This window comes from Streptomyces sp. NPDC047061 (genome assembly GCF_040643955.1).
In the GTDB taxonomy this organism is placed as follows: domain Bacteria; phylum Actinomycetota; class Actinomycetes; order Streptomycetales; family Streptomycetaceae; genus Streptomyces.
Map to the genome: position 1 here is coordinate 190,886 of NZ_JBEYVI010000016.1, position 18,438 is coordinate 209,323.

The following is an 18,438-nucleotide window of genomic DNA, read 5'->3' on the forward strand; positions in this document are numbered from 1 at the left end:
TTCCCAAGAAATGAGAGAAGCCCTCCGGGGTGCATCCGGGCGAGCCCCGACAGCTTTCCGGGCATACGCCCGTCAATTTTCAGGACTTATCTTTCGTCGTTAAATTTGACACGCGTAAACAGGGGGTGACGATTACCCGACAGAGGTTTGCGAGGACCCCTGCGCGCCATGCACGGATCTGGTTCCCGCCGGTCGCTGTGGTTTGTCCCACCACGGAAGAGCCGAACCGCACCCGGCCGCCCGTCGTGTTGTGGCCACGCTCCCGTGACGGGGGAATCCACGGAAGGTGACCACACCATGAAGGCTCTGCGTATCGTCCTGACGACCCACGGCACCCGCGGCGACGTCCAGCCACTGGTGGCCCTCGGCCGGGAGCTCGTCCGGCGCGGGCACACGCCCGTGCTGGCGGTCCCGGCCGGGTTCAGCGGCATGGTACGGGCCGCCGGCCTGCAGCTGGTGGAACTGCCGGTGGACTGGCGGGAGTTCCTGACCTCCCCGGCACCGGACCGGAGCTGGGCCACCTCCGGCGACAGCGCGGAGTTCCTCGCCGGGCTGCGCACGGTGATGGCGGCCCACACCGCCGACATCGCCCGCACCCTGTACCGGACCTGCGAAGGCGCCGACCTCGTCGTCTCCGGCTCGCTGACCGAGGACGTCGCGGTGCTGATCGCCGAGGCCCGCCGGATCCCGCTGACCCTGCTGCACCTGTTCCCCGTGCGGGCCAACGACGCGGTACCGAACCCGTTCGTGACCAGCCGGGCGAGCGCCGAACCCGGCGCCGACCGGAAGACGCACCTCGACTACGAGCGCGCCGCCTGGCAGTCGCGCCGGGACGGCGTCAACAGGCTCCGCGAGGCCTTCGGACTGGCTCCCACGGATCTCTCCTCCCCGCTGCGCGCCCGGATGCTGGGCGCGCTGGAGATCCAGGGCTACAGCGGGCTGCTGGTGCCGGGCATCGAGTGGCCCGCGTACCGCCCGTTCGCAGGGTGGCTGGAACTGACCGGCGAGGACCGGGCGGCGGCGGCCGAGCACGGCCTGGACGCCGGGCTGGAGAGCTGGCTGGACGCCGGGGAGGCCCCGGTCTACTTCGGCTTCGGGAGCACCCCGCCGGCCGATCCCGCGGCCGTTCTCGCCACCGTCGAGCGGGCCACCGGGGAGCTGGGGCTGCGCGCGGTGGTGACCGCCGGCTGGGCCGTACTGCCCGCCGACGCAGTCGGTGACCCGACGCGGGTCCGGGTACTGGAGGGCGCGGACCTCACCGCGCTGCTCCCCCGCTGCCGGCTCGCCGTGCACCACGGCGGCGCCGGGACCACCGGGTCCGTGGTCCGGGCCGGGGTGCCCTCGCTCGTGGTGTCCGGGACGCTCGACCAGCCGATGTGGGGCGAGCTGGTGCGGCGGCGGGGGGTGGGGCTGCATCTGCCGCGGCACAGCCTGGACGCGGCCGAAGTGCGGGCCGCGCTGCAGCGGTTGGGGGAACGCCGGGTGGTGGAGGCGGCGCGGGATCTCGGGCGGGCGGTGCGGGCGGAGGGCGACGGGGTGGGGCGGGCGGCCGACCTCGCGCTGGGGTTCGCGGTACGGGGGCGCAAGCGGAGGGTGTTGGCGCCGACGGGTCGCTTTCAGGTGTGAGTCGGGTGGCGTCGGGGGCGGGCTGGGGTTGTCACTCGGCGGGCAGGCCGGTGGGGGTGGACCGCGCCGTTCCCCGCGCCCCTGACAGGGCGCGTCCGAGCCTCTCCGGCCCGCGAAGGCGTGAAGCCGGTAGAGGTCAGGACATGCAAAGACCGGCGGTACGGCCGCGCGGGGTGAGTGCGCGGCCGTACCGCCGGGTGCTGAGGTGGTGCCGGGGAGGAGACGGCGTGTCAGATCTTCAGGGACACGTATTCCTTGCCCTCGGTGTTCTCGACCACGATCTTGGCCACGTCGTCGATCGGGACGTCCGCCGAGCCGTCGAGGTTGGCGCCCTTGTCCTCGTCGGCGACGACCCAGCTGCCCGCGATCTCCCGGCGGCCGTCCTTGCGCTCGACGATGAGGCGGCAGTGCTCGCCCACCGGGATGCCGGCCACCGAGGCGTTCACCCGGACCCAGGAGGTGGCCGGGGTCACCCGGACCGTCATCCGGCTGCCGGTCGCGGTGTTGGTGCCCGAGGCCGTCCTGGTGCCGGCCGGGGGCAGGGTGGCAGGTGCCGAGATCGAGGACTGCGGGGGGTCCGCGACCTCGCCGGTGGTCCCGCCCATGCTCTTTCCGATCAGCACCCCGCCGCCGAGGACGGCCGCCGCCGCGACCGCGGCCACCGCGGCCAGGACGGTGCCACGCCGGCGGACCTCGCCGTCACGTTCGTTGCGCACCTGCCGCAGCGTGCGCTGGAGCAGCAGATCGCCGCCCTCCGGCGGACCGTCGAGGAACGCCTCGGGTGGCACTTCGCCGAGTGCCGACTCCATCTCCCGCAATCCGTCCAGTTCTTCGCGGCATCTGTCGCACGAGGCGACGTGTTCGTCGACGGCGCGCACCTCCTGCTCGTCGAGCGTGCCGAGGACGTAGGCGCCGAGCAGTGCGCTGTCGTGTTCCTTGATGCTCATGCCGCCACCTCCTTCAGCGCGACGAGCTTCGCTGTCGTGGGTCTGTCCCTGTACAGGTCCCTCAGTTGTCTCAGGGCATAGTGTGATCGGGATTTGACGGTACCGGGAGGTATTCCGAGAGACTCGGCGGCCTCGGCGACGCTGCGGCCCTGGAAGTAGATCTCGTTGAGCACGTCCCGGTGGTCCGGGGAGAGCCGGTCGAGGGCCTCCATCACGAGCATCGAGTCCACCACGCCGTCCGCGTGGTCCTTCTCCACCGGGGTGGTGGCCACCGACTCGGCGACCTCGGTCGGCCGCACGGCCTTGGCGCGGTAGCGGTCGGTGATGATGTTCCGGGCCACCGTCAGCAGCCAGCCACGCACCGATCCCTTGCCGTTGAGCAGTGACTCCTGGTTCTTCCAGGCGCGGATCAGGGTCTCCTGGACCACGTCCTCAGCCGCGGCGTGGTCGTTCGTGAGCCGCTGGGCATAGGCGAGAAGGGCTCTGCCGTGCTCCTCGTACAAGGACCGGATGAGCACTTCGTCGCTCGTTCTCTGCTTGTCCCGCGCGCGGGACCACAGCGCCGCCATCCACTTTCTCCCGTCCTCTCCTGGGCTGACGCGTCACACACGGATGGCAGCCGGAGCCGGTTCGATCTGGTTCGGACTTTTTCCACGCTCCCGTCGGCCCGGGTCAGGCCGCTCGGCAGTGCCTGCCCTCGTTGAGGCAGTTGACCAGCGTGGCCGTCTGACGGTCGGTCATGACGTCGATGAACATGCCGTGGTCGGTGCTCGGGTCGCGCTTCTCCTCCGGGAAGGAGTCCACGGCGTAGCGGACGCCGGCCGGCACCGCGTAGGTGAGCGTGATGCGCAACTGCGGGATGGCGAAGGTGGCGTGCGGACAGAGGCCGTCGGCCGTCGGGAACACGGCGTGGGTACGGTGGTCGGGGCTGTCGGTGGACAGGCCGTCCCAGCAGCTGGGGAAGTCCAGGGTGCGGGTCGGTCCGCTGCCCTCGGGACACACCGCGTACTTGGTGGTGAAGCGGTCCTGGTAGCCCGAACAGCCCCACTGCGCATGGACGTTGGCGCCACCCGTGTAGAGCGCCACCGGGTCGCCGGTGACCAGGCGCAGGAACCGGGGCATGGCGACGACCTTGCTCACCGGGTTGCCGCGGTACTCGATCACGACCGAGGACGGCGTCAGGATCTGGCCCATGTTGTCGTCCAGACCGCCGCCGACCGCGTGCATGTCGGTGCCCATGCGGTCCAGCCGGCGCAGCACGGGCCAGTAGTACGTGGAACGGTCGCCGCCGACGCAGGTGGTGCGGGCCGCGGCCAGTTCGGTGTTGCTGGACATGGCGTTGGTCGACACGTTGCCCACGTAGTCGTGGATGTGGTGGGCCGAGCCCGTGACCCCCGGCGAGACCACGAGGTTGTCGGCGTTGCGGTGGGCGTCGAGATTGCGGCCGCAGTTCTCCGTGTAGGTGCCGGTGGCGGCGTCCGGTCCGATGGCAGGCAGTACGGCCCGCGGGACCGAGGCGATGTCCACGTAGCGGTCGGCGGCGGGTGCGCCCAGGGCCACGGCGGGCCGGCCGGCGGCGATGACGCCGGCCCCGATGACGGCTGAGACGCCGACCGCTGCGGGGACGAGGATTCGGAGTAGACGGGCTCTCAGGCGGAAGAGTCGGATCCACACGCGAGCAGAGTGACAGTGTTGTCCAGACCAATTCAAGTTCAGGCTTGGACTATGACGAAATCTCTACCCAGCTTCGCCGAACCATGGCCGGTTGTTGAACGGCGGGTCAGTTGCGCGCCCGACTCGGCTGAACCACGGGTCAGTTGAAGAGCTGGCCGCGGACCGCTCCGTCGGGGAACTCGCTGGTGTGCAGGTTGGAGTAGAAGCCCGTCGGGTTCTTCTTGATCTGCGCGAGCACCGAGGGGTCCTGGACGCCGACCGTGCCGGAGATGGCGAAGACGTGCTGCGGGACCGGGGTGACGAACAGCGGGATCTTCACGTCGCCGTTGTGGCCGAGCGTCCCCTGGTGGATGTGGCCGGCCAGCGGGGCGCCGATGTTCACCCAGGCCAGCGAGTAGCCGACCTGTCCCCGGGCGCCCGGGTACAGGAAGGTGACGGCGTGGCCGTCCGGGTCACCGACCCGCCTGGGGTCCGCGGTCGGCACCTCCTGGCTGCCGTCGGCGAGCGCGCGCAGCTTCCCGCCCCGGATGATGCTCAGCGGGTTGACGGACTTGGCGAGCGGCCGCAGCTGGCCGCGCACGGCGCCGCCGGGGAACTCCTCGGTGTGCAGGTTCACATAGAAGTCGCCCGGGTCGGTGCGCAGTTGACGGGCGAGCCCGGCGTCGGTCACCGAGGTCTGGCCGGCCGCGGACTGCACGGTGGACGGCATCTGGGTGGTGAACAGGCCGACCTTCACGTCGCCGTTGGTGCCGGCGGCGCCCTGGTGGATGTGGCCCAGGGTCGGACGGTCGATGCCGTTCCAGGACAGGGCGAAGGTGATCCGGTCGCCCTTGACCTTGACCAGGGCCACCGCCCTGCCGTCCGGATCGCCCACCGCGGGACCGCCCTTGACCGGGATCTCCTGGTCCCCCGAGAGCTGGGCTATGAGGGAGACGGCGGGCTCGGTCGCCGGGACGGCGGTGGCCGGCGCGGCCGAGGCGGTGCCGTGGCCGCCGTGGGCGAGCGCCGGGGAGGTGGCGCCCAGACCGGTGGCGAGCACGGCGACCGCCACCGTGAGAGACAGCTTGCGCATTTCCTTTTCTCCGTCCGTCCGGGAATTCGGTCCGATGTGATGCCCGAATCACGGGTGGGCGCCGAGGGCGGTTCAATTCGGAACCGCAGTCGGAGATGTACTCGGAACCGTGGTCACAACCGTGGGAGAAAACTGAACCGGAAACCCGCTCGGCACGTGTGGGACGCGGGGACGCGACCCCTTCCGATTCACTGCTGAGAGAGGTCACCACCATGCGCGCACGGACGGCTCTGATCGCGATACCGCTGGCTCTGGCGCTCGCCGCCTGCAGTGGCGGCAAGGACACCGACGGCACCGCGAAGGGGGCCGGGAAGAGCGAGGCCATCGCCGTCGAGGACTCCGGCCTGGGGTCCATCCTCGTCGACGGCGAGGGCCGCACCCTGTACGCCTTCACCGAGGACAAGGACGGCGCGAGCAACTGCGACGCCAAGTGCATCGCCGTGTGGCCCGCGCTGACCGGCGACGCCAGGGCGACCGCAGGCAAGGGCGTCCGGGCCTCGCTGATCCGGGAGGCCAGGAAGTCGGGCGGGGCCGTGCAGACGACGTACGGCGGCTGGCCGCTCTACTACTACGTCGGCGACGCGGCACCCGGGGACGTCAACGGGCAGGGCCTGGACGGGCAGTGGTTCGCGGTCGGGGCGGACGGCAAGCTCGTACGCAACGGCGCCTGAGGCTCGCGCCTCTGCCGCGCGCTCGCGTTGAACCGCCCCGGCCATCGGGGCGTTCCTGGAGCGAGGCACGACACGCCCGCCCGACACCGCCCCCGGAGAGGAGCCCCATGGCCGAGATCGACATGCCCGGAGACGAGGTGGAGCGCCTCGGCACACTGCTGCGCCGGGTGACCGAGCTCATCGAGACCAGGTCCACGGGCTTCGACGCCGACGCCGTGGGCCGGCCCCTGGTGGACGCCGGCTCCCACTTCGACAAGAAGTGGGGTGACGGGCGCACCCAGTTGAAGCGGAACAGCAAGGACCTCCAGGACGCCTGCGAGGCCATCGTGAAGGCGTTCGCGGACGCCGACGAACAGATGGGCTCGCAGCTCCAGAACACCGACGGAAAACAGTCCTGAGACGGCGACGGCCGGACGACCCAAGGAGCACGGTCCCATGACCAACGGTTCGCAGACCTTCGGGATCTCCATTCCGGAGAACTGGACGGAGTACGACCTCGGCGGCGACACGCTGGCCGAGCGCCGTGCCGAGATGCTGCGGCAGACCCCGGACAAGCCGACCCGGGACGCCGTCAACCAGGCCTTCCGCAACGCGCGGCGGATCATGGAGGGGGCCCGCCGGCGCGGCGCCGTCTACGCCGCGGGCACCACGACGATGTACGAGGACGGCCTGCTGATGGCCGGCCTGATGGTGTTCAACCTGACGCCGCCGCCCGGCGAGGACTTCTCCGCGCAGGGCCTGGCCAGGCAGTTCTCCGCCTCCGGCGACCGCAAGGCCGAGGGTACGACCCGCACCTTCACCACGGAGACGCTCCCGGGGATCGGGCCGGTCGGGCGGCTCGTCGGTATCGAGGAGAGCGAGATCGGCGGCGGGGTGTCGTACAAGGTGGTGGTGATGCACACCGTGGTGCCGGTGCCCGGCAGCGCGAAGGTGCTGATCATCACCTGCTTCAGCCCCAACCTCCCGGTGGCCGACCAGCTGTACGACCTGTTCGACGCCATCACGGGCACCTTCGCCTTCGGCGAGCAGGCACCGGTACCCGCCACCGCGGGCTGACCGCGCGCGAGAAGGGGCCCGGCCGTCACCAGGACGGCCGGGCCCTTTCGCGTGTGCGCGTACGGGTACCCGTACGTCTGCCGCGTCGTCGTGGCTGGTCGCGCAGTTCCCCGCGCCCCTTCGGGGCGCTGCCGGAACAGGGCTCGGCCCCCGGTCGAAGGGACCGGGGGCCGGTTGTCGTACGGGGGGGGCGGTCAGTCGATCGTGGTCTTCGGTACCCGGACCGTCAGGAAGCGGCCGTCGCCGACCTGGAGGTGGGCCCGGCCCGGTTCGTTGTCCTGACCGATGAGGCCGCGCGGCAGGCGGGCGCCGACGAGCTCGCCGTCACTGGCCGAGCGTGGCGAGAGCAGGGCTCCGCAGCGGTTGCGGCGCACGATGGACTGCCAGCCGGACAGGCCGCCGAGCAGCACCTCGTTGTTGCCGGCCACGATCAGGCCCCAGCCGTCACCGGCACTTCCCCGGGCGAGCGAGGCGAGGTCGTTGTCCAGCTCCGAGTTGATCATCAGTTCGGCGTCGTCGACCAGGATCGCGCCGGCCGGTGAGTCCACCTTGCCGAGCGCGGCGCGGAAGTCGGCGACCTCGACGTCGGCGTCCGTGAACAGCCCGACCACGCCGGGGTGTCCGGCGAGCCCCCGCAGCGGCGAGGTGCGCGGGGTGACCACCAGGATCTTCGTGCCCAGGTCGAGCAGCGAGCGGGCCATGGTGAGCAGCACGGTGCTGCGGCCGGAGCGCGGCGGCCCGCCGATGACGAAGGACGGGACCTGGGAGAGGTCGGTGCCCTGGGCGGAGAGTTCGTCGCCGCCGACGCCGACCATCGCCCACAGCGGGGAGACGTGCTTCGGCCTGCGCGAGAGCGCCTCCTCGAAGCCGAGCCGGTCGGGCAGGACGTCCACCCGGAACGGCCGCCGTTCCGCCGGGACCCCGGCGTCCCGTTGCGTGCTGCGCTCGGCCAGTGCGGCCAGGGCGCGGGTCTGGGCGGCGCCGCTCGGGTCCGTGCCGTCGACCAGCGCGATCTGGGCGCTCGTCGAGTCCTTGGGCTGGAGGGCGCGGCCTGCGGGCAGGTCCTCCGGGACGTTGCGCACGGTCAGCCCGACCGTCGAGTAGTCGTTGCGCTCGTTGAGGCGCAGCACCAGCTTGTCCTCGGTGGTGGCGGAGAACCGGCTCTGGCCGAGCACCCGGTCGCCGGAGATCACCAGATGCACGCCGACGCCGGCCCCTTCGCGCATCAGCAGGACCATGGCGTCCAGCACACTGCCCTGGTCGAAGGCCGAGTACTCCCGTTCGAAGGCCTCGAACCGGTCGAGCAGGAGCACGATGTGCGCGGGTCGCTCCTCCTCCGGCAGGTTCCGGCGCAGTTCGGTCAGGTCGGCGACGCCGTGCCGGCCGAGCAGCGCGCGCCGCCGGGCCACCTCGGTGGTGAGCCGGTTCGTCAGCCGTACGACCCGCTCGGCCTCGCCGCGGTCCACCACCGCACCGCAGTGCGGCAGTCCGGTGAGGGCCTGCAGGGCGCCGTTGCCGCAGTCCAGTCCGTAGAGGTGGAGGTCGGCGGTGCCGTGCGCCCGGACCAGGGCGGCGGCCAGGGTGCGCAGGGTCTGCGAACGGCCGCTGCGCGGCGAGCCGATGACGTGCAGGTGGCCCATCCGGTCGAGGTCGAAGACGAGTTCGCGCTGCGCCTGCTCGGCCGGGACGTCCACCAGGCCGTACGGCACCGCGGGCAGGTGCCCCGGTGCGGCGAAGGCCGTGGACAGGCCGGCCAGGTCGAGGGAGTCGGGCAGCGGCGGCAGCCAGGGCCGGCGCGGGGGCTCCACCGCGAGCTGCTCTACCGCCCCGCGCACGGCCTCGACCAGCACGGACAGGTCGGTGACGGGCTGCACGGCCTGCTCGGTCTCGGCCGCGCGGGGCAGCGGGTCGCCGAGCTCCTCCCAGTGGAGTTCGGTGAGGACGGGCGCGGGGCGCTTGTCGTCGGCGGCCCCCGGGTCGAGGCGGCGGCCGCCGATCCTGCCGGTCTGGAAGGGCAGCAGGGCCGCGTGGCCGAGCCGGGCGTAGGCGCGGCCGGGGGTGCGGGGCGAGAGCTGGCCGGAGTCGGGGGCGTCGATGATGTCCCGGCTCTCGGAGGTGTCGGTGGTGCGCAGGGCGATACGGAGGTTGGTGTTGGCCCGGATGTCGGCGGTGACCGCGCCGGAGGGCCGCTGGGTGGCGAGCATCAGGTGGATGCCGAGGGAGCGGCCCCGCTGGGCGATGTTGACCAGCCCGCTGACGAAGTCCGGCAGTTCGCGGACCATGGAGGCGAACTCGTCGATGACCAGGACCAGTCGGGGCAGCGGTCCGAGTTCCGGCCGCCGGGTGCGCTTGTCGGTGTAGTCGTCCAGGTCCTTGGCGGCGGCCGCGGCCAGGATGTGCTCGCGGCGCCTGAGTTCGGCGCCGAGGGAGACCAGGGCGCGTTCCACGAGGTGGGTGTCGAGGTCGGTGACCATGCCGACGGTGTGCGGCAGGTCCTCGCACTCGGCGAAGGCGCTGCCGCCCTTGTAGTCGATGAGCACGAAGTTCAGCTCGTCGGGGCGGTTGGCGACGGCGAGGCCGGCCACCAGGGTCTGCAGCAGTTCGGACTTGCCGGAGCCGGTGGTGCCGGCGATCAGTCCGTGCGGTCCGTCGGCGGCGAGGTCGACGGAGAACGGCCCGTCGACGCCGGCGCCCAGGACCGCCCTGGTGCTGCGGCCACGCACGACCCAGCCGGCGGCTATCCCGTCCGGGACCGGGGGTTCCAGGCCGAGGACGTCGAGCAGCCGGACGGAGCCGGGCAGCAGGCTCTCCTCGGCCTCGTCGCCGACGTCCCGCAGGGGGGCGAGGGCACGGGCGACGCCGATGGACCAGGCGCGGCCCGGGGCGTCGGTCAGGACGTCGTCCACCGGGTCGGCGCCGGTCCGCTCGACCCGCAGCCGGCCGTCGGTGCCGACCACGGCGACGGCCTGGCACTCCTCGGGCAGCAGCCGGGCCTCGTCGTCCACGCACACCGCGTACACGCCGACGGCCGGGCCCTCGCGCAGGATCTGGATGACGCCGGGCAGGGCACGGAGCCGGCGGGCGCCGTCGAGGACGACCAGGACGTCGGGCTCACCGGCCGCGCCGCCGCGCGGTGCCTTCTCCCCCGCCGTCTGCCGGGCGGCGATGACGGCGCAGATCTCGGCGATCCGGCGGCCGGTGGACTCGGCGGTGGCGCCGACCATGCTGCGGGTGTCCTCGCCGAGCGGGGCGGTGTGCGGCAGCCAGTGCACCCAGGACCAGCGGTCCTCGCCGCCGCTGCCCGCGAGGACGCAGATCCGCAGGTCGGTGGGGCTGTGCAGGGTGGCCGCCTGGGCGGTCAGCCAGCGCACCAGCGGATCGGCCGTGTCCCGGCCGGCCACTCCCAGGACCCCGGCCGCGCGCAGCGGCACGGTGACGGGGACGGCCCGGGTGGTGCGGGTGAGGCGGCGGCGGTGCTCGGCCTGGGCCGGGTCCTCCAGTTCCACGAAGGCCGGGCGGTCGGCCACGCCGAGGCGCAGCAGCAGGAAGTCGTCGTCGCGCCAGCGGCGCTCCCACAGCCGCAGGCGGGGCCCGGCGGCGATGAGCAGGGCGCTGGCCGGATCGGGGCTCGCGGCGCGGCGGGCCCGCTGCTCGGCGAGGACCGCCGCGGTCACCTCCTCCTCCAGCTCGGCCTTCTTCCGCTCGTACTCGGCGACCTGCTGCTGGTGGTTCTCCTTGCCGCGCTTCTTGCCGTAGAGCTGGTTGACCAGGGCGAGGACCGGGGACAGCAGGCCGAAGACCAGGAACCGGGTGTTGTGCAGCAGCAGTACGGAGACCAGGGACATCACCAACGGCGCGAAGATCAGCGGCAGTTGGATCTTACTGCGGGGCGGCTTGCCGGGCGGCACCGGCAGCTTGAACCGGTTCTGCACGGGCGGCGGCAGCAGCCTCGGCGGGCGGTTGTAGTCGAGGCCGACCCCGTCCTCGGAGGGGACGAGGGCGGCATCGGGCAGGGTGGGCTCGGTCAGCTCCAGCAGGGTGGGGCCGACCTTGAGGACACCGCCGGCCGGCCAGTCGGCCCAGTCCGGTACGGCGGTGTCGTCGAGCAGGGCCTGCTCGCCCGGCGCGGAGCGGACGGTCGCGGTACCGACGGCGGAGACCTTGAGGAGGGCGGCCGTCCCGGCAAGGCCGTCGGCGGTCAGCCGGATCCGGCAGGCGTGGGCGGCGCCGATCTCGTAGTCGCCGGGCGGCAGCCGGAACACGGCGCCGGCGCCGGCGCCGCCGACGGCGCGCACCTCGACGACGCCGTCCGGCTCCCGGCCGGGAACGGCGACGGGCCGGTCCAGGGACAGCAGGCTGCCGGCCCGCAGGCCGGTGGCGCCCACCGGCTGGTCGTACGGCAGCTCGGTGCCGCTGTGGAAGAGGGCGGGGGGCGCGTCGGGGTCACCGCCGCGCAGCCGCCGGCCGAGTTCCTCGGCGAGCTCGCCGACCGGAACCGACGGGTCGGCCTCGATCATGATGTCCGCGGTCTGGCCCTGCTGCGGGTCGACGGCGGTCACGGTCACACGCATGGTCGGTGCTCCTCGGTGCACGCGGGAGGGATGGTGTCGACGGCGGCCGGGCCGGGCCGGGCCCGCGGGGACGGACCCGGCCCGGCCGGTGTGCCCGGACCTACTGGCTGAGGCTGCTGCCCATGCTGTCGTCGAGCTGGTTGAAGCCCTTGCCGACGCCGTCGACGTACTTGGAGATGCCCGTCAGGCCGTCGACGACCTGCTGGTAGTGCTGCTTGAACTCGTCCACGAAGGGGAGGAAGTACTTCTTGGCACCGGGGGTGTTGTAGCCGTCCTCCGTCAGGGCGTGGAGGTCCCGCGCGATCTTCTCCAGCTGGGCCACTGCGGTGTCGTACTCGTTCATGGTGCTGGCGGCGGAGGCGGCGGTCTTCTCGTCGTTGACGATGTAGTCGGCCATTGGAATTTCTCCCGTTTCTCTTCTGTCTTTTCTGCCTTTTCGGTTCGGCGCCCTACACACGCGCGGGTAGCCGAAGTGGTTCAGAGGGTGATGGGCTTTTCGTCGTTGGAATGTGCGAGGTCGACGTCGGCGTTGTTGTTCAGGCCGCCGAGGACCTTCGTGGGGATGCTGGAGATGGCCGTCTCGGGGCCCTTGGTCTTGAAGATGTGGGTGTTTTCCAGCTTCGTGCTCGCGAGCCCGCTGCCGATGCCGTTGCCGAGGCGGATGCCGGCGTTCTCCAGGGTGGTGAGCGGGTCGGCGTGCTGGTCGTTGATGGCGTAGGCGGCGCTGATGCCCGAGCTGAAGACGCCCTTGAGGACGCCGGTGACGGCCTGGTAGCCGTACTCGCGCAGGTCGGTGACCGAGGTGGGGCCGCTGGTGTACGAGTAGTACTCGTGGACCGGTGAGTGCTGTTCGTTGACGGAGCCGGCCGCGTCCACGTCGGCGACGGTCCTGCCGTTGCCGTCCTTGACCTTGGCGGCGCCGCTGGTGCCCACGTCGACCTTGAAGGTGCTGCCGTCGGGCTTGGTGACCGTGCCGTCCACGCCGCCGTTCTTGACGTGGACGGTGGTGGTGTCGCCGCCCGCGGTGCTGGTGAAGGTGGCCTTGCCGCCCGGGTGCTGGGTGATCGTCACCCCGTTCGCCGGGTCGTGGGTGGTCGCGGTGCCGTGGTCGAAGGTGCCGGTGGCGCCGCCGTGCGGGCTGGTGACGGTGGTGCCGCCGGGGCCCTGGGTGATGGTGGTGCCGTTGCTGAGCTTGGCGTGCGGGGGTCCGGCCGGGCCCTGCTGGCCGGGCGGCGGGCCGTCGGCGGTCACCCCCGGGCCGGACAGGGTGCCGTCCTTGCCGACGGTGACGGTGCTGCCCGGGCCGTGGCCGCCTCCGCCGCCGGGGAGGGAGACCTCGAAGGCGCCGTTGCCGGCCGGTTTCACGTCGAAGTGGCCGCCGTGGACGGTGGGTTTGCCGCTGCCGACCGGTACCTCCACGCTGGGCCCGCCGTTGTTGCCGCCCACGGTGAAGGTCTCGGGTCCGTGCGGGGGTGTCTGGGTCTGCGGGTTGTGCGGTCCGTCGAGGATTCCGGCCTTCTGGCCCGCGGTGCCCGCGTTCTCCTTGTCGCCGGGGGTCTTGGTGACGGTGACGTTCCCGGTGTCGACGGTGGTCTTGCCGCCGAGGAAGCCCTCGTGGTGCACGGTGGGGCCGCCGCCGGGCGCGTTCACGGTGATGCCGCTGTGGCCGTTGCCGTCGATGGTGCTGATCGGGGTCTGGCCGGGGCCGTTGCCGATCGGGCGGCCCGCGGTGTCGACGGGCTGATGGGTGACCGGGTCCACGTGGGTCCCGGAGGGGCCGAGGCTGTGGACGCCGCCGGGGCCGAAGGTGCCCTGGGCCGGACCGTAGGTGGTGGTGAACTCGCCCTCGTGGCCGTCGGCGGTGTGGTGCACGACCGTGCTGCCGGGCTCGGCGATCGGGTCGGCGCCGTGGGTGGTGATGGTGGGCCCGTTCGGGCCGTTGGACAGGGTGTTCTCACCGCCCGTCGTCTTGGGCCTGCCGAACAGGCCCCAGCCCTCCTGTGCCGGAGTGTGGACGGTGACCTGGGTGTTGCTGCCGCCGATGTCGGCGCCGGACGGGGAGTTGTGGACGGTGGCCTGGCCGTTGCCGTCGATGCTGTGGCCGACGCCGGACTTGTCGTGGACGGTGCTGGTGGTCGGGCCGCCCGGGCCGTGGGTGATCGTGGTGGTGAAGCCGCCGTCAGAGTGGGTGACGGTCTGCCCGTTCGAGGTGATCACGTTGCCGTCCGCGCCGATGACGGTCGTGCTGGTCGCGGGGGCCGGGGCCCCGCCGCCCTCGGCGGGGTCGTGGGGGGCGCGCGGGCCGCGGCCGGCGATCGAGCCGTCGGGGCCCTGGGCGGAGAGGGAGCCGTCCTTGCCGATCGTGGCGGTGCTGGGCGACTGCGCGCCGTTCGGCTGGTGGGTGAGGACGACGTCTCCGTCGCCGTTCACCGTGGTGCTGACGCCCTGGGTGTCGATCCCGTTCGGGCTCAGGGTCGCCTGGGCGCCGCCGTCAGCGGGGTTGGCGATGGTGGCGTGGCCGTCGGCGTCCGGGTGGACGGTGAGGGTGCCGTCGGTGACGGTGCCGTTGTTGTCGACGGCGAAGCCGCTGCCGTTGTCGGTGGCGACGGTGCCGTTCGGGCCGTGGTCGACGGTGGTGTGGGCGCCGGCCGGGGCCGAGGTGGTGACGGCGCCGTTCGGGCCGACGGTGGCGTTCGCGGCGTTGTTGCCGCCCACGTCGGTGTGGGCGCCGTTCCCGGTCAGGGTGGAGGTGCTGCCGTCGGCGGTGGTGACCTGCACCGGGTTCCCGCCCTTCGGCGGGGTGACGGTGACCGCGGGCGGGGTGACGGCGCCGTGCGGGCCGACGGTGGTCGGGGCGTTCGGGGCGGTGCTGACCGTGGTGCCGCCGTGGCTGACGGTGGAGGTGCCGTCGGGCCCGTGGCTGATCTGGACGGGGTGGGCCCCGCCCGTGGTGCCGGTGATGCCGTTCGGGCCGTGACTGACCTGGACGGGGCCTTGGTCGAGGGTGGTCGTGCCGTTGTTCACCGAGACGGTGGTGCCGTTCTTGCCGGTGAGCGTGACGGTGTGGGAGCCGCTGCCGTCCACGCTGATGGTGGCGTTGCCCAGGGTGACGGGGTGGCCGGGGGTGGGCTGCGGGACGCCTTCGGTGGTCGGGACGCCCCCGGTGGCAGGGACGCCTTCCTTGCCCGGGGTGCCGTCGGCGCTCGGGGCGCTCTTCGGCGGGGTCACGGTGATCTGGCCGTCGGGGCCGACATCGAACTTCTGGCCGTCGTGCGCGATGGCCGCGGAGCCGTCCTTGTGCAGCGTGGTCGAACCGGCCGTGACGACCCCGCCCGGGGTGTGGTGAATGCCGTCGACGTCGAAGCGTCCGCCCGGGCTGATGCCGAATCCGTGGCCGTCCGCGCCCTTGAAGGTGACGCCGTGCGGCGAGAAGTCCACCGTGTGGGTGCCGTTGGTGGCGCTGCCGCCGCCGGTGTGGTCGGTCCTGATCCCGCCGACGGAGACGTCGCCGTTCGGATGCACGGTCACCGCCGGGTGCCCGCCGGCCGGGGTCACGTCGAGCGTGCCGTTGCCGTTGCCGCCGTGGAACTGCACGGTGTCCGGGTTGGCGCCCCCGGTGTGCACGGTGAAGCCGGTGTTGTCGAGGGTGGTGGTGGGCCCGCCGGGTGTGGTGACGGTCGCGCCGCCGCCCCGCGGCAGGGTGGTCGTGGTGGCGCCGTCGGTGACGGTGACCGGCTGGGTGGAGTGCGCGGGCGGCACGGTGACGCCCTGTCCGCCCGGACCGCCGTTGTTCACGTGGACGGTGCCGGCGTTGTCGACCGAGGCGTGCGAGCCGCTCGGGAAGGACACCCCGTTGTCGAGGTGACCGGCGTCCGCGGTGATCGTGGTGTCGTGGCCGAGGTTGACGCCGATGCTGTTGTCGGCCGGATCGTGGGTGATGACCGGAGGGGTGCCGCCGTCCGGGTGCGGGGTGGTGAAGACCGAGTGGACGCCGTTCTGGTGGTCGACCGAGATACCGGGGGCGTGCACCGAGCCGAAGTCCGGGCGGTCGGTGGCGCCGACGCCGCCGGGCGTGCTGATCTCGTGGCCGTTCAGCGTGAACTGGGGCGTCGGGCCGTTGCCGTCCGCGCCGGGCGTGCTGATGGTGGTGACGCCGTTCTGGTGGTCGACCTCGCCGAAGGAGGCGGAGGTCTTGAAGCCGTTCGGCGACAGTTCGGTGCCGATCGTGGGCGCCTTCGCGCCGAGCCCGCCGAAGGAGTCCTTGATGGTCCCCGCGAACTCCCCGGCGCCGACGTCGAGGGCCTTCTCCCCGAACTCCGGGCCGCGCAGCAGGGTCTCGATCTTGGTCGTCGTGCCGTCCGAGGTGACCTTGTCCCCGACCGGCGACGTGATGGTGTTCGCGCCGTTCTTGGTCTCCGAGGTGAAGCCGTCGGGGGTGGTGGTCTTGGTCTTGGTGTCCGCGTCGGGCGGCGCGAAGGGAAGGTCGTCGCCGCGCGGCCCGTCGACGTCCTTCGGGCCGGGCGGCACGACCTTGGCCTCGGTCTTGGTGCCGTCCGGCGTGGTCACCTTGGTCTTCAGTTCGCCGGTGGACGCGTCCGTGGCGGTCGAGCCGTTGATGCCGTGGAAGCCGGTCTTCTGGGGCAGTCCCTTGCCGTCCACGTGGAAGATGCCGCTGGGCTTGAACTTGCCGTTGGTGACGCCGAGGCTCTCCAGCGAGAACGCCTTGTCGATGTTGCTCTTGAACTTGCCCTCGGTGGTGAAGGCGTCCTTGAACCTGTTGGCGAACTTGGTCCCGCCGAACAGCGAGAGCGCACCGCCGGAGGCGGCGCCGATCAGCGAGCCGATCGCGGCGGGCCCGAGGTCGAACTTCTTGCCGTCGGCCAGCGCCGTGATGCCCGACGCCGCGAACCCGAGGGTGAACTCGGTGCCCACGTCGACCGCGACCTTGCCGAAGGCGGCGAGCGCCGGGTTCTCGCCGAGCCCCACCAGGCCCTTGCCCAGCGGGGCGATGACCTTGCGGAACGCGGTGGAGCCCTGAATGATCTTCGTCAGGGTGGCGGAGATGGTGCCGGCCCCCTTGCCCAGCTTGGCCAGGAACGGGGCGATCTTCGCCAGCTTCGCCACCGTGCCGCCGGCCTTGCCGAGCGCGCCGAGCAGCACACCGCCGGGCACCAGCGTCAGGATGCCGATGACGATGTCTCCCACGTCGAACTTGCCCTGGGAGGCCATCCGGATCAGGGAGAGGCCCAGCAGGGCCGCCCCGAGGAGCACGCCCACGAAAGGGAAGAAGACGGCGACGATCCCGACGATGATGCCCGCGATGATCTCGATGAACGGGTTGTCGGCGAGGAAGTCGCCGAGCTTCTTGAAGAAACCGCGCTCCGGGATCGCCTCGTTCGCCGCCTCGTCCAGGATGACCGAGGCCCGCCGCGACCCGTCCTGCCGCAGCTGCTCCGCCTGCCGCCCCAGCCCCTCGGCGGCCGACAGCCGGCTCTTCGCCTCGTCGACCTGACCCTGCTGGGTGTTGTGCGCCTCGACCTGGTCCGGGGTGGCGTCCGCGGCCAGTGCCGGTACGTCCGACTTCGCGGTCGCGGCCACCTCCTGGCCCTCGTCGATCGCCCGGTCCAGCATGTCCTGGGCGTTCGTCAGGGTGTCGGCGTACGTCGTGTACGCCTCGGCCGCGTCCCGGAAGGAGTCCCGGGTCTTGGCCAGCATCCCCGGCAGATCCTTGTTGATCTTCTCCCGCAGGGCGTCCATCGCCTTGCCCTTGCCCTGCCGGATCGCCCCGTCGGAGCTCAGCAGGTCGAAGGCCTCACCGGCCCCGTCACCGAGTTCCTGGTACGTGCCGGCCAGCGTCCGGATGGCCTCCGGATCGCCGGGGGTGGGGTCGTTGGTGAACCCCAGGACCTCCCAGCCCGTGGTGTGCCGTCGTGCCATCTCGGCGCCTCCCCGCTTCTCGTTCTTCGGCGCCCTGTGCACGGCTCAGGTCCGGGAACGGTTCAGCGAGTTTGAACCGACCGGGCGATCCACCCGTGTGACGGCCGACGCGCTCCCAGTCGCGCGTCGACGGCCCTGACGGAGGAGGACGAGAAAGATGCGAGACGCACCGGCGACGACGGTCCGGGTCCGGCGGACGGACGTGCAGCGCAGGACCGCACAGGCGATGGCGGTGTGCTCCCTGGCACTCGTCACCTGGATGGCGCTGCCCGCGCCCGCCCACGCGGCGGTCCCGGCCCGGCCCGGCCACGTGCTGCTGGCCGAGGACGTGACGAAGTTCTACGTCGTCAGGTCGCCGCAGGAGAACGGCGGCAAGCCGGACACGCTCTTCGACATCGCCCAGCGCACCCTCGGCGACGGCAACCGGTTCGAGGAGATCCTGGTGCTCAACAGCGGGCGCCTGCTGCCGGACGGCTCGGTGTTCGTCAGCCCCGACCAGCTGCAGCCCGGCTTCGCGCTGATCCTCCCGGAGGACGCGGCCGGCTCCGGTGTCCAGGTCGGCGTCCTGCCGCAGTCGAAGTCCACCGGTTCCGCCGGGTCCGCCGGCTCCGGGCAGAACTCGTCGACGGCCGCGGCGAGTACGGCGCCCGCGAAGGCCGCGAAGGCCGCGAAGGCGAGCGGACCGCTCGCCGCGGTGAGCGGAAAGGTCCCGCTCCCGTTGCTCGCGGGCGGGATCGCCGGGGTCACCACGCTGACCGTGACGATCGTCGCCCGCCGCCCGCTCGGCCTTCTTTCCACAGCCGTTGGGGCCGGTCACCAGGGTGGTGGTGCCCGGCTCGGCCTCGAAGGCCACCGCCGTCCCGTCGGCCGGCGGACCGGGCACG

The 18,438-nt window shown here is 72.3% G+C and carries 11 protein-coding genes and 1 pseudogene; 5 read left to right on the forward strand and 7 right to left on the reverse strand.

Going from position 1 to position 18,438, the window contains the following annotated elements; translation table 11 throughout:
* The first annotated feature begins 297 nt into the window (after positions 1 to 297).
* Complete coding sequence (locus ABZ887_RS23900; protein WP_361292640.1) at positions 298 to 1,626, forward strand: glycosyltransferase; 1,329 nt, start codon at positions 298 to 300, stop codon at positions 1,624 to 1,626.
* A gap of 230 nt (positions 1,627 to 1,856) precedes the next feature.
* Here ABZ887_RS23900 and ABZ887_RS23905 read toward each other — a convergent pair whose 3' ends face one another.
* The 4 genes from ABZ887_RS23905 to ABZ887_RS23920 all read right to left on the reverse strand — a co-directional run bounded on the left by ABZ887_RS23905 (position 1,857) and on the right by ABZ887_RS23920 (position 5,319).
* Positions 1,857 to 2,573, reverse strand: coding sequence for a zf-HC2 domain-containing protein (locus ABZ887_RS23905; protein ID WP_361292642.1), 717 nt, complete (start codon positions 2,571 to 2,573; stop codon positions 1,857 to 1,859).
* Positions 2,570 to 3,142: a sigma-70 family RNA polymerase sigma factor gene (locus tag ABZ887_RS23910; protein WP_361292644.1), complete on the reverse strand. Its 573-nt coding sequence runs from the start codon at positions 3,140 to 3,142 to the stop codon at positions 2,570 to 2,572. The genes ABZ887_RS23905 and ABZ887_RS23910 overlap by 4 nt, the downstream gene beginning before the upstream one ends.
* Positions 3,143 to 3,245: 103 nt before the next feature.
* Positions 3,246 to 4,247, reverse strand: coding sequence for a DUF1996 domain-containing protein (locus tag ABZ887_RS23915; RefSeq protein WP_361292646.1), 1,002 nt, complete (start codon positions 4,245 to 4,247; stop codon positions 3,246 to 3,248).
* A 139-nt stretch (positions 4,248 to 4,386) separates the two neighbouring features.
* Complete coding sequence (locus tag ABZ887_RS23920) at positions 4,387 to 5,319, reverse strand: CHRD domain-containing protein (RefSeq protein WP_361292648.1); 933 nt, start codon at positions 5,317 to 5,319, stop codon at positions 4,387 to 4,389.
* A gap of 212 nt (positions 5,320 to 5,531) precedes the next feature.
* Between ABZ887_RS23920 and ABZ887_RS23925 the strand changes: the two genes are divergently transcribed.
* The 3 genes from ABZ887_RS23925 (at position 5,532) to ABZ887_RS23935 (ending at position 7,046) form a co-directional block, all read left to right on the forward strand.
* Positions 5,532 to 5,990 carry a hypothetical protein gene (locus ABZ887_RS23925; protein ID WP_361292650.1) on the forward strand — a complete coding sequence of 153 codons (459 nt, stop codon included), beginning with the start codon at positions 5,532 to 5,534 and terminating at the stop codon, positions 5,988 to 5,990.
* 107 nt (positions 5,991 to 6,097) lie between these two features.
* Positions 6,098 to 6,388, forward strand: a complete 291-nt coding sequence (locus ABZ887_RS23930; protein ID WP_361292652.1) for a hypothetical protein — start codon at positions 6,098 to 6,100, stop codon at positions 6,386 to 6,388.
* 37 nt (positions 6,389 to 6,425) lie between these two features.
* Positions 6,426 to 7,046, forward strand: coding sequence for a hypothetical protein (locus ABZ887_RS23935; RefSeq protein ID WP_361292654.1), 621 nt, complete (start codon positions 6,426 to 6,428; stop codon positions 7,044 to 7,046).
* Between the two features lie 194 nt (positions 7,047 to 7,240).
* Here the strand turns inward: ABZ887_RS23935 and ABZ887_RS23940 are convergent, their stop codons facing one another.
* The 3 genes from ABZ887_RS23940 to ABZ887_RS23950 all read right to left on the reverse strand — a co-directional run bounded on the left by ABZ887_RS23940 (position 7,241) and on the right by ABZ887_RS23950 (position 17,554).
* Positions 7,241 to 11,617 (reverse strand): FtsK/SpoIIIE domain-containing protein, encoded by a 4,377-nt coding sequence (locus ABZ887_RS23940; RefSeq protein WP_361292656.1) that lies wholly within the window; start codon positions 11,615 to 11,617, stop codon positions 7,241 to 7,243.
* 100 nt (positions 11,618 to 11,717) lie between these two features.
* Entirely contained in the window at positions 11,718 to 12,014 is a 297-nt protein-coding gene (locus ABZ887_RS23945) for a WXG100 family type VII secretion target (protein WP_361292658.1), read from the reverse strand.
* 80 nt (positions 12,015 to 12,094) lie between these two features.
* A complete protein-coding gene (locus tag ABZ887_RS23950) occupies positions 12,095 to 17,554 on the reverse strand; it encodes a hypothetical protein (protein ID WP_361292660.1) in 5,460 nt (1,819 codons plus the stop codon).
* Positions 17,555 to 17,711: 157 nt separating this feature from the next.
* Here ABZ887_RS23950 and ABZ887_RS23955 point away from each other — a divergent pair.
* Positions 17,712 to 18,438 (forward strand): annotated as a pseudogene (locus ABZ887_RS23955) (hypothetical protein); the annotation flags it as partial.

Bases quoted from the DNA above. Each gene is read 5' to 3' on its own strand.
- ABZ887_RS23900 (WP_361292640.1), top strand. From the start codon at position 298: ATGAAGGCTCTGCGTATCGTCCTGACGACCCACGGCACCCGCGGCGAC.
- ABZ887_RS23905 (WP_361292642.1), bottom strand. From the start codon at position 2,573: ATGAGCATCAAGGAACACGACAGCGCACTGCTCGGCGCCTACGTCCTC.
- ABZ887_RS23910 (WP_361292644.1), bottom strand. From the start codon at position 3,142: ATGGCGGCGCTGTGGTCCCGCGCGCGGGACAAGCAGAGAACGAGCGAC.
- ABZ887_RS23920 (WP_361292648.1), bottom strand. From the start codon at position 5,319: ATGCGCAAGCTGTCTCTCACGGTGGCGGTCGCCGTGCTCGCCACCGGT.
- ABZ887_RS23925 (WP_361292650.1), top strand. From the start codon at position 5,532: ATGCGCGCACGGACGGCTCTGATCGCGATACCGCTGGCTCTGGCGCTC.
- ABZ887_RS23930 (WP_361292652.1), top strand. From the start codon at position 6,098: ATGGCCGAGATCGACATGCCCGGAGACGAGGTGGAGCGCCTCGGCACA.
- ABZ887_RS23935 (WP_361292654.1), top strand. From the start codon at position 6,426: ATGACCAACGGTTCGCAGACCTTCGGGATCTCCATTCCGGAGAACTGG.
- ABZ887_RS23940 (WP_361292656.1), bottom strand. From the start codon at position 11,617: ATGCGTGTGACCGTGACCGCCGTCGACCCGCAGCAGGGCCAGACCGCG.
- ABZ887_RS23945 (WP_361292658.1), bottom strand. From the start codon at position 12,014: ATGGCCGACTACATCGTCAACGACGAGAAGACCGCCGCCTCCGCCGCC.
- ABZ887_RS23950 (WP_361292660.1), bottom strand. From the start codon at position 17,554: ATGGCACGACGGCACACCACGGGCTGGGAGGTCCTGGGGTTCACCAAC.